Origin of the sequence: Myxococcus hansupus, assembly GCF_000280925.3 — a bacterium.
GTDB classification, from domain to species: Bacteria; Myxococcota; Myxococcia; order Myxococcales; family Myxococcaceae; genus Myxococcus; species Myxococcus hansupus.
Window position 1 is genome coordinate 2,882,821 of the sequence record NZ_CP012109.1, and the last position, 17,053, is coordinate 2,899,873.

Sequence of the window (17,053 nt, forward strand, 5' to 3'; positions counted from 1 at the left end):
CGCGCGAGGCATGTCGTCTCGCGCGGAGAAGCCGGCCTCACGCCTCAGTTACAGGCGCGGCAACTGCTGCAGGAGGTCGTGATGGTGCAGCAGTAGCCAGAGGCGGGCGTACAGCAGTAGCGCCACCCGCCGCACGTCACACAGCACCGGGCCTTGTCGGCGGACGGGGCTTCGGGCGGGTAGGTGTTCAGCGCCTGTTCCTCGACGGTCGTCACGGAGACCTTGAAGGCGGCACGAATGCCATGGTGAATCTTGCCATCCGGCCGGGCTTCGATGACCTCGATGGGGGCCGCGGAGTTCAGGTCGTAGCCGTTGTAGATGGTGTAGCGGACGGTGTCCTTGTCGATGACCTCCGGGACGATCCGGTAGGACATCTTCAGCGTGTCGTTGGTTGCAATGACGGGCTGACCGTCAATGGCACGTAGCGCCGCGCTCTCTCCGGTTTCGCTGTAGACGGTCATGTGAATGACCTTTTTCTCGACGGAGGCCTCCGCGCTGCTGGCCACGAAGAGCAGAGAGGCGAGTCCCACGATACGGGTAAGGGTTCCAAGCATGGCTTTGCTCCTTTTCGGGTGGACGTGAGCCATCCCTGCGCCGGGGTGATTGAAGCGGCTTGGGGATGGCATTGTCGTTATGCGGCTGTTTGTGATTGCGGCTCAAGCCGCCCCTTGCTGGTTTTGTTTCAAAACTGTCTGGCCTGCGACGCTCACGCGATTTTTGTTGTTTGTCATGCAGGGACGAGCCCCACTGGCTGTGCCTCGCGGTGCCATGTCGTGCTCTGAGAAGCGGACTGACGGACAGTGTGGCGTGGTAGACTCCGAGTCCATGCCGTACCCGCAGCCGTGCGGGGCGGTCCCTCTCAATTTGTTGGAGTCTTGTCATGCATTGGAAAGCCTTGCCGTGGGTGTTGGCCCTGTCCTTGAGTGCCTGTTCGGAGACGGATCCCGAACCTCAGGACCGGAGGCCCCTGGCGGTGGTCCTCTTCCCCTACATCCCAGACGCCGCGGATGACGCCTTCGTCAGTCTCATGCGGCGGCTCGAGGCGGACTTCGAGCGCCAGCACCCGGACATCGATGTGGACATCGTGTTCGACCCGAATATGGACGTCTATGACCTGAGCGAGGGCGGCATGCTGAGCTGGCTCCTCGGCAACGGGGCCGCGCAGGTGGTGGAGATCGACACGTTGATCATGGGAGACCTCGTGTCGAAGGGCTGGGTGCGGCCGGTGCCCCTGACGCCAGGTGACTCGCACCCTGCGGCGGAGCAGGCCGTGACCGTCTCGGGGCAGAGCTATGGCGTGCCGACCTACCTGTGCAGCTATGTCGTCTACTCACACAGCCCGGACCTCTCTTCGGCCAGCGATGGCGCCTCGCTGGTCCGGATTCTCACCGACTTCGCGCCGGCTGCCATCCCCCTGGCGACGAACTACAGCGGGAGCTGGACGTTGCCCTCGTCGTACCTGGATGCCTGGGCCGACACGAACCCCTCGGGTGAGCTGTCCCAGGCCTTGACGCTGCCGCTGGACGCACCGACGTTGGACTCCTTCGAGGCCGTGGTGAAGAGCTGCGAGATTGAGTCGGGGAGGAACCCGTGCCTGGATGGCACCTTCGCGGACAACACGCAGGCGGAACAGAACTTCGCCTTCGGTCATGCCAACGGCTTCATGGGCTACACGGAGCGCCTCTTCTTCGCGCGTAAGGCGAATCCGAACATGGCGTTGCCGGAGGTTATTTCGGTGCCGCTGGGGACAGGCTCCGCGCCGACGGTGTTCGTGGACGCGCTGGTGGTCAGCGCGCAGTGCACGGGCCCTTGTGCCGAGGACGCCCAGGCCTTCACCGACTTCATGAAGGACCCGGCGGTGCGCAGCCTCATCGCCTTCAGTGGAGATGCCCCTCAGGGAACGACGCCTCGGTACCTGCTGCAGGCCAGCCAGGACTTCTACCAGCAAGAGCCGGCGCGTTCGGACCCGATGTATCAGAAGTATCGGGCGTTCCTGGATGGCGCTCGGCCCTATCCCAACCAGGGCTTCCCCGAGAACCGGCGGGCGCTCCAGGCCGCGTTGTTGGAGGCGCTCCAGTAACCGGGAGCGGCGTCCATGTGAGTCCCTCTCGCCGGGGTCATCCTGGCGAGAGGTCCGTGGGGCGCACTTCGGTTCGCGGCTCCGAAGGATGTGAACCGGACGGCGCGAGGCCGGAGCCGGGCCACACCGATGAGGAGTCCCATGACCTGCATGTCTTGCCGAGTTGCCACGACCCAGCGCGAGCTGGATGACGCGCTTCGCGTTCGCTGGGCTGTCTTCGGAGGGGAGTTGCAGTTGATCGCAGGCAAGCCGGCGCCGACCCAGCGGGAGGTGACTGGCTTCGACACGCTGGCGACCACGGTCCACGTGGTGGTCTATGACGCCCAAGAGCCGGTGGCGACCGTGCGGATTCTGCTGCCGAATCCCGAGGTGGCGCGCGCGAGCGGTGGCGTGCTGGGGGTCGAGTTGGAGCAACGGCTGGACCTGTCCGGACTGGCGGGGCCGGAGCAGGTGGTCGCGGAGGCCGGGCGCTTCTGCGTGCGTAGGAAGTGGCGTCACTCGGATGCGGTGGTCCGGCTTCAGGCGGCCTTCTACGCGGAGAGTCGTCGCCGGGGTGTCACGCACTGGCTGGCCGCGGCGAACCTGGAGACGGACTCGGAGGTGGACGCGCGCCTCATCCAGGAGTCCCTGGCGCGCCGTGGCTGGCTGAGTCCCCACTGGAGGCGGAGGACACCTGGCGCGTCCGCTGCACCCGTCGTGCCGAGCACGCCGTTCTACACCCCCGAGGAACGCGCCTGCGCCGTGGCGGGGCAATGGGAGGGGCTGCGGCTGCCTCGCTCTCCGGCGCTCGTCGCGCGGAGGATGGGCGCGCGCTTCATCTCCGAACCCCTGTACGACCCGGGCTTTCACCGCTTCACGTTGCCGCTCATCGCCGCGGTGGATGACATCCCCGCGAGCACCCTGGCCCGCTTCGCCGCGCTCGGGCCTCACTGCGCCGGCGAGCGGGGGGACCACGTACTTCCCGGGAGGTAGAGACAGCGCCACTTGACGGCGCAATCCTTCCTCATCAGCGAGCGCATCGACGTGGGAGGATGTCCGTGGACCGGCAGGTTTCGATTCCCGAGGCGAGGTCGAAGGAGGGGCTCGGTGGAGCTGACCGGCCCCTTTTAGATGGGCTTCATGAGCTGCAATGCCTGGTACATGAAGTCACCTCGGGTGCTGCACTTCAAACTCTCGTAGATGTCCCGCACGTGTACCTTCGCCGTGTTCTTCTTGATGCCGAGCGCTTCGGCGATCTCCTCATCGCTCTTGTTGTTGAGCATCGCTTCGGCGACCTCTATCTGCCTTGGGGTCAGTTGCTTGGCCAGTTGAGAGGGCAGCGAAATGGACTTGGGGAACTCGTGGAGGAAGAGCGCCCATTGCCGTGGGCCGTCGTGGGCAGGCATTTCGACGAAGTTCACGAGCAGCAGTTGATTGTCTTGACGGAAGTCCATCGTGTCATGCCGAGCTCGCTCATGGATGTCCATCCGGGTGAGTGCGTTCAAGCGCTCCAGGAGGCATGCCGGAGGTCCTCGACGGGCGCTTTCGCCCAGTGGGAACCACTTCTTGAGGAGGGCACTCGCCCGGTCCGAGCGATGGATTTCGGTGGAGGGGGGCACCATGAGAATGGTTTCGAACTGCTGGCGCTGACTCAATGCCTCCAGGAGGCGGTCTCCTCTCGAAGGCGTTGCGATGAGGCGGGAGTTCCGAATCGCGACCGTGAAGTCGCGGGTGAGGAACTGCATGGCCGCTTGCTCTCGTCGGGAGAAGGCGCGGCGGCGGTCCCGGTACAAGGTGATGCCGCAGAACACGCCGGGTTGAATCTCCAGCAGCACGGCCATGACCTGTTCCAGGTTCATGCCCATGTCACGGCTTTGCAGGTAGAGGGGACTGCGAACCAACTCCCTCCGGGAGATCATCTCCGAGTCGCGAAGGACCGTGCCGCGCCGGCGCACCACCGACTGGAGCACGAAGTCATTGGGCTGCAGCGAGGCGTACTGCGCCAGCAGCTTGTTGGGCGCCCCAGCCTCCTCCAACCACTGGTACCGCACGGGCGGTCCCGCGGTGACGATGCACATCGCCATGTAGTCGGAGGCAATGAGCCGAGCCAGCGGCTGGCGGCCCTCGCGCAACATATCGGGCAAGTGCTTTGATTCATGGAACGCGATGGCGGTATCTCGGAGGAGCCTCTGTTCCCGCGCACTGAAGCGAATTGATGCACCCATTCATACCCCCGCACCGATGGCCAGCATGGCGTTCAGGCTCTGAATAGGTCCTCGCCAAGCGTCTGTCCTTACCACCCTGGAGGTACCTTCCACCCCTTGCGCCAGGGGGTAGACGTCGCTACTGGAAGGTGCGGTGGACCCGCTCCTTGGCCGTCTCGACGAAGAGGCGCAGGGGCTCGGAGCGTTGGGCTCGGCTGGGATAGTAGAGGAAGAACCCAGGCACCGTGGGCGCGTAGGGTTCGAGCACGCGCAGCAGCCGGCCCGACTTCAGCACCTCCGCCACCATGGGTTCGACGACGTAAGCCAGTCCCTGATGCTGCTCCGCCAGGGCCACGCTCAACCGGCTGTCGTTGGTGACAATGCCGCCGCGCACCGGGACACGCCAGGTTCGACGGCCTCGCTCCAGTTCCCAGGCATAGAGCGCCCCCGTGGATTCGGAGCGGTAGGTGAGGCACTCGTGGCGGAGCAGGTCCTCGGGGCGTTGGGGCGTTCCGTACCGCTCCAGATACTCGGGTGAGCCCACCACCACGTAACGAAAGGCATCCGTGAGCCGCACCTGCACCATGTCGCGTTCAATGGATTCGCTGAGCCGCACGCCCGCGTCGTACCCATTCGCCACGATGTCCACGAAGCGGTCCTCGATGACGACCTCCACCTCCACGCGTGGATGCCGAGCGCGAAAAATGGGGAGCACGGGTGTGATGACGTAGGGCACCGCGGAGCGGGGCACCGACAACCGGACGCGGCCCACGGCTTCGCCCGGCCGCGCGGAAATCTCGGTCAGGGCCGCGAGTGTCTGCCCCAAGGCAGGGCCTGCTGTCTCCACCAGCCGCCTGCCGGCCTCCGTCAGCGAAACGCTGCGCGTCGTCCGGGTGAGCAGCACGACGTTGAGCTGCTCCTCGAGCTGGCGCACGGCTTGACTCACCGCTGACACGGAAAGCCCGAGCTCACGCGCCGCGGCGCTGAAGCTGCGAAGCCTCGCGACCACGAGAAACGTTTGCAGCAGCGGGATGAGCGTCGTCTTCATCGACCGAGAGTCTCCCAGGTCCTCGCCAGCGCGGATTGTTCAACGGCGCTTCAAAGCCCATCAGGCAGCGGATGCCTAGTGCGCCAGAGGGCAGCGCCGTATTGCTCCAGCGGGAGCCGCTCAGCGGCGCTCTGCTTCGCGCGTCCCCGGGCGTGCCTGGACGCGTATTCATGGAGGCACCATGCGAGGAAGTCCCATGGGGAGCCGTGTGCTCGCATCGGGCCTGTTCACCCTGATGCTGAGTTGCTCGGAAGGGAAGCGGGCGGAGTCACCGCGTCCCGTCGAGGTCGAGGCCGTCGCGCTGCACCCCTCCGAGATTCGCGCGACGGGGGAGTACCTGGGTGCGCTGCTCTCACGGCAGAGCGTTACGGTGATGCCGCAGGTGGCCGGTTACGTCCGGAAGATTCATGTCCGTCCGGGTCAGCAGGTGGAGGCGGGGCAGCCGCTCTTGGAGGTGGACTCCCGGGAGCAGACGGCCGCGCTGGAAAGTGCCCAGGCCCAGGAGCGCTCCACTCAGGTGAACCTCGCGCTCGCCCGGCGCACCCAGACGCGGACCGAGTCCCTGTTCAAGGAAGGGCTGGCCAGCGCGCAGGAAATGGAGCGCGCGGCGGCGGCGGTCGACGCCGCGGAGGCGGCCACCCGCTCGGCGGCGGCCCAGGTGTCCCAGCGCACCGTGCTGCTGGGCTTCAGCGTGGTTCGGGCCCCCTTCGCTGGCACCGTGGGTGAGGTGCGCGTGCGGCTGGGGGACGCGGTCTCCGCCACCACGGACCTGACCCGCGTCGCGCAGGCGAACGTCCTGGAGGTGAGCGTCGCGGTCCCCGGCGAGCGCGCCCGAGCCCTCCGGCCTGACACGCCCATGGAGGTGCTCGACACGCAGGGCAGGGTGCTCATCGCCAGTTCCCTGTTCTACATCGCACCCCAGGCGGACCCGGTCACCCAGCTCGTCGAGGTGAAAGCCGCGTTCCGCAACACGGTCGGGCTGCGTCCCAGTGAGTTGGTGCGGGCGCGGCTCGTCTTCGCCAGCGGCCAGGCGCTGCAACTGCCAGCCGTGGCGGTGGTTCGGCAGAGTGGTCAGCCCTTCGCTTGGGTGCTTAGGGACAGCGGCGGCCGGACGGTGGTGGAACGCCGCCCCGTCACCCTGGGCGTCCTTGGGGAGGGGACCTACGTCGTGGAGGCCGGGCTGAGCCCCGGAGACCGGGTCGCCGTCTCGTCACTGCAATCCCTGCGTGACGGCGCGCCCGTGACAGTGAAGGACGCGTCCCGGGCTCCGGCCGTGACGGACGCCGGGCTCGCGGGAGGATGCCTGTAGGCACACCATGATTCACTTCTTCATCCGCCGCCCGGTGTTCGCGGCCGTGGTCTCCATCCTGCTGACCCTGGTGGGCTTGATTGCCATTCCCACCCTGCCCATTGCCCAGTACCCGGACCTGGCGCCTCCACAGGTCACCGTGACGGCCACCTACGTGGGCGCGAGCGCGGAGGTCGTGGAGACCGCCGTCACCATCCCGCTGGAGCAGGAGCTCAACGGGGTGGAGGGCATGCGTTACATCACCTCCACCAGCAGCAACGACGGCAGCAGTCAAATCACCATCACCTTCGAGGCCACGCGCGACATCGAGGTGGCCGCCGTCGACGTGCAGAACCGCGTCAGTCGAGCCGCGGCGCGGCTGCCCTCGGAGGTGAACCAGACGGGCATCGTGGTCAGCAAGGCGTCCAACCAGTTGCTCATGTCCTTCGGGCTCTTCAGCCCGGATGACCGCTACGACGCGGGGTTCATCAGCAACTACGCCGACGTCAACATCAAGGACGCCATCAAGCGCATTCGTGGCGTCGGCGACGTCCGTCTCTTTGGCGAGCGGCGGTTCAGCATGCGGCTGTGGTTGAACCCCACGGCCCTGGCCCGTCACAAGTTGACGCCGCAGGACATCGCGCGGGCGCTGCGGGAGCAGAACCTCCAGGTGGCCGCGGGGCAGGTGGGACAGCCGCCCAGCCGGGACGACCAGGACTATCAGCTCGCGGTGCGTGCGCGCGGGCGGCTCGTGGAGCCCGCGGAGTTCGACGAAGTCGTCGTGCAGCGCAACCCAGGGGGCCGGCTGGTTCGGCTGAAGGACGTGGGCCGCGCGGAGATGGGCGCGGAGAACTACGGCATGCTGCTGCGCTTCAACGGGCGCCCTGGCATGGGGTTGGGCATCTTCCAGCTCCCCACGGCCAACGCGCTCGAGGTGCGTGACGCCGTGGTCCAGGAGATGGAGCGCCTGAGCCAGCAGTTTCCGCCCGGGCTCGAGTACCGGCACGCCACCGACACCACGCTCGCGGTGCGCGCCTCCATCAACGAGGTGCTCCAGACGTTGGTGGAGGCCATCGTCCTCGTCATCCTGGTCATCTTCCTTTTCTTGCACGGATGGCGGAGCGTCCTCATCACCGCGCTGACCTTGCCCGTGTCGCTGGTGGGTACCTTCGCCTTCGTCAAGCTGTTCGGCTTCTCCATCAACACGCTCACGCTGTTTGGCCTCACGCTGGCCACGGGCCTGGTGGTGGACGACGCCATCGTCGTCATCGAGAACATCGAACGGCTGATGGTGGAGCGGCACCTCAGTGCCCGCGCGGCGGCGCGCGAAGGCATGAAGGAGGTGGCTGGCGCGGTGGTGGCCATCTCCATCGTGTTGGTGGCGGTGTTCGTCCCGGTGGCGCTCTTCCCGGGCACCACGGGCGCCATCTACCGGCAGTTCGCGCTGACCATCGCCGCGTCGGTGGGACTGTCCACGGTGTGTGCGCTGACGCTCACGCCGGCGCTCTCGGCGATGCTGCTCAAGCACCACACGGGACCGAAGTGGATTTTCTTCCGCAAGGTGGACCAGGTGCTGGACGCGACGAAGGCCGTGTATGGCCGGATGCTGCGCCGGTTGCTCCAGCGTCCCGTCGCGGTGCTGCTCGTCTTCGTGACGTTCCTGGCCGCCACCGTGGCGCTGTTCCGCGTGGTTCCCACCGGCTTCATTCCGGACGAGGACCAGGGCTACTTCATCGTGTCGGTGCAAGGTCCGGAGGGCATGTCGCTCGCTCGGACGGAGAAGGTCCTGTACGAGATGGAAGCCGTGCTCCGGGAGCAGCCGGAGCTGCGGAGCATGTTCGTGCTCGGGGGCATGTCCCTGGGGAACAACGGATCCAACCTCGCCCAGGCGTGGGTCAACCTCAAGCCCTGGGAGGAGCGGAAGGGCGAGGCGCATACGGTGGCCGCCATCGTGGAGCGGCTGCGGGAGCCCCTCTCCAGGATTGGAGGCGCGAGGGTGATGCCCTTCCTGCCCCCAGCGATTCGAGGCGTCGGCACGGTGGGCGGCTTCCAGTTCATCGTCGAGGACACCTCGGGCGGGCGTGAGCTGTCCGAGCTGGCCACCGCGACCTTGGACCTGGTGGCGCGCAGCAATGAGGACAGCCGCCTGCGCGGCGTCTTCACGTCCTTCGCCGCGGACACGCCGCTCCTGGACGTGGAGGTGGACCGGCAGAAGGCCAACGCCCTGGGCGTGCCCGTGGACCAGCTCTTCAGCACCCTGCAGCTCTACATGGGCAGCCAGTACGTCAACGACTTCAACTACGCGAGCCGCACCTATCGCGTCTACGTCCAGGCCGAGCAGCAGTTCCGCGACACGCCGCAGGACATCGGTGCCTTCTACGTGCGGAACGACAGCGGGGACATGATTCCGCTCGAATCCCTGGTGACGGTGACGCCGACGACGTCCGCCCAGGTCATCCGGCGCTACAACCTCTTCCGCTCCGCCGAGCTCAACGGCCAGGCGGCGCCCGGCGTCTCGTCCGGTCAGGCGATGTCCGCCATGGAGGAGCTGTCCGCGGAGGTGCTGCCGCCCGGCACGAGCGTGGAGTGGTCCGGCCTCTCCTTGGAGCAACAGGAGAGCGGGGGACAGACGTTCGTCATCTTCGGGCTGGGGCTGCTCTTCGTCTTCCTGGTGCTCGCCGCGCAGTACGAGAGCTTCACGCTCCCGCTGGTCATCATCCTCTCGGTGCCACTGGCGGTGCTCGGCGCCCTGGGGTTCCAGGTGCTGCGCGGGCTGCCCAACGATGTCTTCTGTCAGGTGGGGCTCGTGATGCTGGTGGGACTGGCGAGCAAGAACGCCATCCTCATCGTGGAGTTCGCCGAGCAACTGCGTGAGCAAGGGCGCACCGCCGTGGAGGCCGCCATTGAAGCGTCGGAGGTGCGCCTGCGGCCCATCCTCATGACCTCCATCGCGTTCCTCCTGGGCGTGGTGCCGCTCATGCTGGCCAAGGGCGCTGGCGCCGCCGCGCGGAACAGCCTGGGGACAGCGGTCTTCGGCGGCATGTTGGTGTCCACCCTCGTCAACCTCGTCTTCATCCCGGGCCTCTACGTGCTCATGCAGAAGCTTCGGGGAGACGCCCGACGCTCACGGGACGAGGAGGACGACGACCTGCCGGTGCCGCACCCTCACCCGTGAGGTGCTGGGGAGGCACATTGTTCAGCAAGGCTTAAGAGCCCATCACCCAGGCGACGCGTAGTCATCGGCGGGGCGGGTGGGTAGTTCTTGGGGAGAGGAAAGGAGACGACATCATGCAGAAGCGCACGCTGGGAAAGAGCAACCTCGAGGTATCCGCCATCGGCCTGGGCTGCATGGGCATGAGCTTCGGCTACGGGCCGCCTGGGGACCGCCAGGAGATGATCAAGCTCATCCGAGCCGCCGTGGAGAAGGGCGTCACGTTCTTCGACACGGCCGAGGTCTACGGCCCCTGGACGAACGAGGAGCTGGTGGGCGAGGCCCTGGAGCCCTTCAAGGGGAAGGTGGTCATCGCCACCAAGTTTGGTTTCAAGGCCTCGACCCCTGGGGAGGCCCGCTGGAGCGGTTTCGACAGCCGCCCTGAACACATCAAGGCGGTGGCCGAGGCGTCGCTCAAGCGCCTGCGCATCGACGCAATCGACCTCTTCTACCAGCACCGGGTGGACACGGAGGTGCCCATCGAGGACGTCGCGGGCGCGGTGAAGGACCTGATTCGCGAAGGCAAGGTGAAGCACTTCGGCCTCTCCGAGGCGGGCGTGCAGACAGTCCGCCGAGCGCATGCCGTGCATCCCGTGACGGCGCTCCAGAGTGAGTACTCGCTTTGGTGGCGCAAGCCGGAGGAGGAGATGCTGGCGACGCTGGAGGAGCTCGGCATCGGCTTCGTTCCCTTCAGTCCGCTGGGCAAGGGCTTCCTGACCGGGAAGATTGACGACTCGACCTCCTTCGCGAAGGACGACTTCCGCAACAGCGTTCCCCGCTTCGCGCCCGAGGCCCGGAAGGCGAACCAGCGGCTGGTGGAGCTGATTCGCGGCGTCGCCGCGAGGAAGAACGCGACGCCGGCGCAGATTGCGCTCGCGTGGGTGCTCGCCCAGAAGCCGTGGATGGTTCCCATTCCAGGGACCACGAAGCTGCACCGGCTCGAAGAGAACCTGGGCGCGGCCGAAATCGTGCTGACGGCGCAAGACCTTCAGGAGATTGACGACACGGCTTCGAAGATCCCCGTCCAGGGGGCTCGCTACCCCGAGGCGCTGGAGCGGTTGACCGGACGTTGAGTGGTACCCTCACGCCTCACGCGCGCTTCGAGACGAGGCCGCGTGAGGTCCGTGCCCCCTTCTCCAGGAGTCAGCCGATGCGTGAAGTGAAGCGCCCCTACGTGATTTGCCACATGGTGCCCTCCGTCGACGGGCGCATCGTGACCCAGGGGTGGAAGCTGTCGCCCGGCGTCCTCGCCGAGTACGAGCGGACCGCGGAGACGTTCAACGCCGATGGCTGGATGATTGGCCGGATTTCGATGGAGCCCTACGCCGGCAAGGCGAAGGTGCCCGTGCGCAAGAATCCGCAGCCGATTCCCCGGACGGACTTCATCGCGCGCAGCGACGCGGAGTCGTATGCCATCGCGCTCGATCCGTCTGGGAAGCTCACCTGGAAGTCGGCGTCCATCGACGATGAACACGTCATCACGGTGCTCACGGAGCAGGTCTCGGATGAATATCTGGCGTTCCTCCAGGCCAAGGGCGTTTCGTACCTGTTCGGTGGCAAGACGGACCTGAACCTGAAGAAGGTGCTCGAAAAGCTCCGGGCCGAGTTCGGCATCAAGCGCTTGCTCTTGGAGGGAGGGGGGAAGATCAACGGCTCCTTCCTGGCAGCGGACCTCATCGACGAGCTGAGCGTGCTGCTGGCCCCTGTCGCGGATGGCTCCATCGGGACGCCCTCGCTCTTCGATTCAAGCGAGGGGAAGGGACCCAGCCGCGCCCTCAAACTGGTCTCCGTGGAGAAGCGGAAGGGCGACGTGGTGTGGCTGAAGTACAAGCTGCGGAAGTCCAACGCCAAGCGGTGATGGGCGTGGCCTCGTCGAAGCTCACGCCTTCGCCGATGTTCAAGGACGGCGCCTGCGCTGCATTCGCAGCGCGGCGAGTCCCACCAGCCCCAGCAGCGCGCTGCCGCCGCCCCCCGCGCCGCAGCCGCAGCCGCCTCCTTCGCTCTCCAGGGTCCTGCCCTGGCCGTGCAATTCAATGGTCAGGGCGGGAGACTGCGGATCCTGCAAGAACAGTTGAATCTCACCCGTCATGGGACCGCCCGCCTGCGGACGGAAGGTCACGCTGAGCGTGGTCTCCTCTCCCGGCGCGAGCTCCAGAGGAAGGTTCACGGCGCTCAGCTCGAAGGCCGGGTTCGTGACCTTCACGTCGCTCACCCGCATCGTCGCATCCGATTTGTTGGTGAGCGTGATGCGCGTGGGCTCGCTGGGGACGCCCATGTCTCCCCAGCCGAAGTCCACGCTCGTTGGGATGGCTTCCAGGAAGTTCTCGACCGTGACGCCCTTGAGTGCCACTTGCGCTGCCCGGGGTTGGTCATCGACCGCGAGCACCAGGGTGGCCTCCGAGGTGGCCACCTGGGCCGTGTCGTAGCGGATTTCGAGCGTCACCGACTCGGATGGCGCGAGCGTGCGACCGGCGGCATCGAACGCGGGCGCGATGACGTGGAAGTGGTGGGCCTGGGCCCCCTCGGGCGTAGCGGCTCTGAGGACGATGCTCCGGGTGCTGTCGTTGGTGAGCACGAGCTTGCGTGAGATGAGGACGGACCTGCGCACCGTGCCGAAGTCCACCGTCCGGCTGAGGTCCCTGAACATGGTGGAGAGCCCCTTGCCTGCCAGGTTCACCCTCGCGACGGGCGACGACACGTCGCTGCTGGTGAACTCCAGCGCCGCCTTCGACGTGATGTCCGCCCGGGGGGTGAATGCCACGCCCACCTGTGCGCTCTGGCGCGGCTGCAAGGTGAAGCGTGTCCCGCGCGCGCTCGTCGCTTCGAAATGCGAGGGTTCCGACTGAGCGCCGTCCGCAGTCCCCACGATGGCAATCCCCGTGATGTCGATGGGCTGGATGGACGTGTTCGTGATGTCGACAGGGAGCGTCACCTTCGTGTTCGCCTGCGCCACCTGCGCACCGAAGTCCAGGTTCGCGGGAGAGAGGAAGAGCAGGTGGTCTCGCCCTTCACCGGAGAGGCGCACCACCTGGCTGGGGGCGCCAGCGGCGTCCGAGGTGATTCTCAGCGCGGCGGAGAAGCCGCGCTTCTCCGCCCCCGGAATGAACTGCACCGTCAGCTCCGTGCTCCCTCCAGGTTGGAGCGTGAAGGGCAGTGAGGGTGTCCCCAGGCTGAAGGAGGCGTTGTCCGCTCCTTCGAGGCTCATGCTCCGGAGCGTCACCGGCGCTGCCGCCACGGTTCCCGCATCACCTCCGCCCAGGGGCGCGCCCGTGTGGGTGAGCCTGAGCCGTACGAGCGCGGAGCTCGTGCCCGTCCGGACTCCGCCAAAATCCAGTGCGTAGTTGAAGGGCAGCTCGTCCGTTCGCTCCACCCGCAGCCCGCTGGAGGTGCCCGTCCCTTGAAGCGTGAGCGTCAACGTCTGTCCGCTGCGCGTCCGCAAGTGGGCGGTGAGCCTGCGTTGGCTCACTTCGTTCCCTCGGGGATGGAACCTCAAGGTGAGGGGCACGCTTCTGCCGTCATTCGGTATCACGAGGGGAAGTTGCGCGGAGAACTCACTGCCCCAGGGGCTGTTCGCCGGGTCGAGTTCCAGCGCGGTCACTTCGTCACCCGTCAAGCCGGTGTTCGTGATGCTGATCTGCCTTTCGACGAGCGCACCCAGGTTGCATGCGCCAAAGTCGACCGAGGTCGAGGCCGTGGTGACGCCTCCCGTGCCGTTGACGCTCAGGGTGACGAGATTGGGGCTGGTCGCCGCGTTGCTGGAAATGGAGAGCGTCTCCACGATGGCCCGGACCTCGGTGGGGCGGGCCGTCAGCTTGAAGATGGCGGACTCCTGGGGCTGAAGGGTGCCCCCCGAGATGCTATGGGGGCAGGCCGTGCCGCCGTTGGGGTCCGTGGCGTAGATGCAGAAGTTGTTCGGGCTGTTGATGGCGTAGAGCTCGAGCGGCGCCAAGCCCGTGTTCTTGATGACCAGGTCTCTGGGCGGGCTCTCCTGGTTCTGCACCTGGGCCGCGAAGTCGATCGCCGTTCCGCCAGGAAGGTTGAGCACGGGCAAGGTGCCCGTGCCCACGGCGGTCAACTGGACGTTCGATGCCCCTTGGGAATTGCTGATGATCGTGAGTTGCCGCTCGACGGGCCCCTCCACTTCTGGCGTGAAGGTGACGTCAATCGTCCTGCTCTCTCCCGCGACGATGTCGATGGGCCAGGTGCCCTGGCTGGGGCGCGCGGAGAAGGGGGCGTTCGGGATGACATTGGAGACCGTGAGCGTCGCGGTGCCGATGTTCCGGAGGGTGACGGGCAGTGTGGTGGGGGCGCCCCGAGGGACCGTGTTGAAGTACACGGGCGAAGGGGTGAGCTGCGCCATGGCATAGGCGCCGATGCCCGAGAGCCGGATTCTCGGCAGCGGCTGGGCCTCGTTCCACAGCGTGATGGAGAGCTCCGCGGACAGCGTGGACGTGTCCTGCGGGCTGAAGGTGACCAGGACATCGCGGGAGCCGTGGACCGGAATGACCTTGGAGTCCGAGGCTCCCTCGAGGGCGGCCTTGAAGTAGACGTCGTCATTGAGCGTGAGGTTCTGGAGCTCGACGGGGACCCGGCCCGTGTTCGTGAGTGTGATCCGAAGCGTCCTGCTGGTCCTGGGCGACACGGCGCCGAAGTTGAGGCTTTCCGTCGAGGCGCTCAGCGTGGCCGTGTCCCCTTCGCCGGTCAGCGAGAAGGTCCGGGTCACCTGGCCCGCGCTCGCGGAGCTGCCCTGATAGACGACTTCGAGCGTGTCCTCGTATTGCCGGTGCGCCACCCGTGGCGTGAAGGTGATGCGGAGCGGTGACGCGCGAGTCTCACCTCTGCCGATGGCGGGTTCATTGGGGGAATGGCGTCCACATGAAAGTCAGCGGAGGTGTGCGAGGAGAGAATCCTTGCGCTGACGAGCTGAAGCGGACCGCCGGCGGTGATGTCATTCGAGATGTTCAGCGCGCGGGTGCCCGTGCGGCCGACCTCCTGCGTCGAGAACTCCACCGACGCGGAGGGCTCGAAGAGCGGGACCGGGCCGGCGGCGCTGCCCGTCAGCAGGAGGGTTGCTGGCAGGGCCGTGCCTTCGGACGGGCCTCCCGGCATCCGCGCGTGGAACCCGAGCCGCGCCTCCTTCGGCCCCACGCTCTGGGGCTTGAAGACGACCTGCACGTCCATCGACTGCGAGGGCTCGACCGTGCGGGGCACGAAGCCCCTGACCTCGAAGTGCGTGGGCTCGACGTGCGCGGGCTCGTCCAACACCGCTCGCGTCAATTCGAGGTTCGAGTTCCCCCGGTTCGTCAGGGTGACAGTCTGGACGGTGTTGCTCCCTGGAATCTGGGTTCCAAAGCCCAGGCGCTCCGTGTTGAGCGTCAGCTCGGGCCCCCTGGCGATGCCGCGGAGGGGAATGGCCGGAATGGCGTCCGTTGCATCACTCAGCAACTGCAACGATGCGTCGAACGCGTTGCCCCATCTGCTGGGATTGAAGCTCACCGTCAGCACCCGGGCCGAGCGGGAGCCAATCGTCAGCCCGTCGGCGGGGATGCCCGAGACGACGTAGGGCGTGAGGAGCCCCGCTGGTACGGGATAGAGCGTGATGGGCCAATCCGTGGGGTTCCAGAGTTGAATCTCCCGAGTCGGGGCGGGTGTGCCCACGAGGTGGCTGCCGAAATCGAGCGAGGTGGGCGTCAGGGTGAGGGCGGTCCGCTTCACGACGCCGCTCAGCGTGACGTCGAGTGGGGCAGGCAGGCTGGCGCTGCTGAGCGTCAGCGTGCCCGCCGCCGAGCCCGCGGCGGGGGGCGTGAACGTCACGAGCAGCTCCTGGACCGCGCCATCGGGCGCCAACCGGAACGGCGTGCTCGGTTCGACATGGAACGCCGGATGGCTGACCGACGGGGTCAACTCCACGGCAACGTTTCCGCTGTTTCGCACCCGCACCAGCTTCTGCTGGCCGCCGGACGACGGGTCGAAGGACAGGGCGAGCGGCTCCCGCTCGACGCTGATTCGCGCGGCCACGGTACTGCCCGTGAGCTCCACGAACGTGGGCGTCAGCGGGTCATTGCTGTCGAGCTGGAGCCGCGCTGACCGAGCCCCCGCTGACTGCGGGGCGAACGCCACGTCCAGGTGCTTGCTGCTTCCGGGCGGCAGGCTGAACGCCCCCTGGGGCATCACGGTGAAGTGTGCGCCTTCTGGAGACACGAGCGAGGGGGAGGAGACCGTGAGAAGGGTGTCTCCCTCATTGCGCACCGTCACCCGCTGTGGCGCGCTGGAGGTGCCCAACACTTGGTCACCAAAGGAGAGCACGGGAGGGCTGACCGAGAGGCTGGCGGGCTTCACCGCGGAGCCCGAGAGCCGCAGCCGGGAGACCGGGGAGCACACCGCGTTGCTGGTCAGCACGAGTTCGCCGGTGAAGCCGCCGCGGTCGGTGGGCGCGGGCTGGAACGTCACCGGGATGAGGGCGGAGCGTCCGGGCTGCACGGTGACCGGAGCGGATGGCACCGTGAAAGGCGCCGTGGCCGTGAGCGTATCGAGGGCGAGGACCGCGTCGCCCGGGTTTCGCACCGTCACGTTCCGGGTGAGTCCGAAACCCGGAGCCTGGGGCGGAAACGCGATGGCGGTCACGTCCGTCAAGAGAAACGGCCCCGAGCCCGAGCCCGTGAGGACCAGTGGGACCACGGGTTCGAGCGGGTCATCGGTGAAGAGTGAGAGCTTCCCGGTCACGTTTTCGGGCTGCTCGGGCGTGAACTCCACGGTGAGGCTCAGGCTCTCGCCAGAAGGCAGGACGTATGGCGGAGAAGGCGGCGCCGGTGGATTGCCTGGGACCGTGACGCGCTTGAGCGCGAAGGGGCCCTCGGTCCAATAGAAGAGGACCTGTCGGGAATCGGCGTGGGTGTTGCGGAGGGTGATGGACTGCTCCGTGCTCTCACAGCCAGGCCGCGGACCGAACATGAGCCTGTCGCTGGTGAAGAGCAGGCCCCTGGGGAGCACTCCCGTGCCCGCATCGCTCCCGGCGTCCGGGCTGATGCCCCCGTCCGGCTCCGTGCCCGCGTCGCTGCCCGCATCGGCGGTGCTCCCCCCGTCGGTCTCCTCGCCCCCGTCCAGCGCGCCCTGGAGGCGCCCGAGCGGAGGTGTCTCGGGGGCGTCGCGAAGCCCTGGCTCCGCGAGAAGGGAATCGGGACCGCAGGACGCGAGCAGACACACGCCCGTCGCGAGGAGGAGGTGAGGGAGGCGCTTCATCGGG

11 protein-coding genes are annotated in these 17,053 nt (G+C 67.0%); 6 read left to right on the plus strand and 5 right to left on the minus strand.

The annotated features are described in order from the left end of the window. Window positions 1–44: 44 nt before the first annotated feature. Entirely contained in the window at window positions 45–554 is a 510-nt protein-coding gene (locus A176_RS11470) for a hypothetical protein (RefSeq protein WP_226994283.1), read from the minus strand. 326 nt (window positions 555–880) lie between these two features. Between A176_RS11470 and A176_RS11475 the strand changes: the two genes are divergently transcribed. Then, the gene (locus A176_RS11475) at window positions 881–2,080 is read left to right on the plus strand and encodes an extracellular solute-binding protein (protein ID WP_002639506.1); all 1,200 of its coding nucleotides are present in this window, start codon (window positions 881–883) and stop codon (window positions 2,078–2,080) included. A gap of 141 nt (window positions 2,081–2,221) precedes the next feature. Next, a complete protein-coding gene (locus tag A176_RS11480; RefSeq protein WP_002639505.1) occupies window positions 2,222–3,052 on the plus strand; it encodes a GNAT family N-acetyltransferase in 831 nt (276 codons plus the stop codon). 134 nt (window positions 3,053–3,186) lie between these two features. Here the strand turns inward: A176_RS11480 and A176_RS11485 are convergent, their stop codons facing one another. Continuing rightward, the gene (locus tag A176_RS11485) at window positions 3,187–4,194 is read right to left on the minus strand and encodes a helix-turn-helix transcriptional regulator (RefSeq protein WP_002639504.1); all 1,008 of its coding nucleotides are present in this window, start codon (window positions 4,192–4,194) and stop codon (window positions 3,187–3,189) included. 208 nt (window positions 4,195–4,402) lie between these two features. Beyond that, window positions 4,403–5,311 carry a LysR family transcriptional regulator gene (locus A176_RS11490; protein WP_002639503.1) on the minus strand — a complete coding sequence of 303 codons (909 nt, stop codon included), beginning with the start codon at window positions 5,309–5,311 and terminating at the stop codon, window positions 4,403–4,405. Between the two features lie 181 nt (window positions 5,312–5,492). Here A176_RS11490 and A176_RS11495 point away from each other — a divergent pair, with 181 nt between their 5' ends. The 4 genes from A176_RS11495 (at window position 5,493) to A176_RS11510 (ending at window position 11,668) form a co-directional block, all read left to right on the plus strand. Further along, the gene (locus A176_RS11495) at window positions 5,493–6,620 is read left to right on the plus strand and encodes an efflux RND transporter periplasmic adaptor subunit (RefSeq protein ID WP_044889057.1); all 1,128 of its coding nucleotides are present in this window, start codon (window positions 5,493–5,495) and stop codon (window positions 6,618–6,620) included. Window positions 6,621–6,627: 7 nt separating this feature from the next. Then, the gene (locus A176_RS11500) at window positions 6,628–9,774 is read left to right on the plus strand and encodes an efflux RND transporter permease subunit (protein WP_002639501.1); all 3,147 of its coding nucleotides are present in this window, start codon (window positions 6,628–6,630) and stop codon (window positions 9,772–9,774) included. Between the two features lie 113 nt (window positions 9,775–9,887). Next, window positions 9,888–10,883 carry an aldo/keto reductase gene (locus tag A176_RS11505; protein WP_002639500.1) on the plus strand — a complete coding sequence of 332 codons (996 nt, stop codon included), beginning with the start codon at window positions 9,888–9,890 and terminating at the stop codon, window positions 10,881–10,883. Window positions 10,884–10,960: 77 nt separating this feature from the next. Next, the gene (locus A176_RS11510) at window positions 10,961–11,668 is read left to right on the plus strand and encodes a RibD family protein (RefSeq protein WP_002639499.1); all 708 of its coding nucleotides are present in this window, start codon (window positions 10,961–10,963) and stop codon (window positions 11,666–11,668) included. A gap of 39 nt (window positions 11,669–11,707) precedes the next feature. Here A176_RS11510 and A176_RS11515 read toward each other — a convergent pair whose 3' ends face one another. Together A176_RS11515 and A176_RS11520 are read right to left on the minus strand one after the other, a co-directional pair. Then, window positions 11,708–14,602 (minus strand): choice-of-anchor D domain-containing protein, encoded by a 2,895-nt coding sequence (locus tag A176_RS11515; RefSeq protein WP_049872273.1) that lies wholly within the window; start codon window positions 14,600–14,602, stop codon window positions 11,708–11,710. Next, window positions 14,530–17,049, minus strand: coding sequence for a choice-of-anchor D domain-containing protein (locus tag A176_RS11520; RefSeq protein WP_049872274.1), 2,520 nt, complete (start codon window positions 17,047–17,049; stop codon window positions 14,530–14,532). The genes A176_RS11515 and A176_RS11520 overlap by 73 nt, the downstream gene beginning before the upstream one ends. Between the last annotated feature and the right edge of the window lie 4 nt (window positions 17,050–17,053).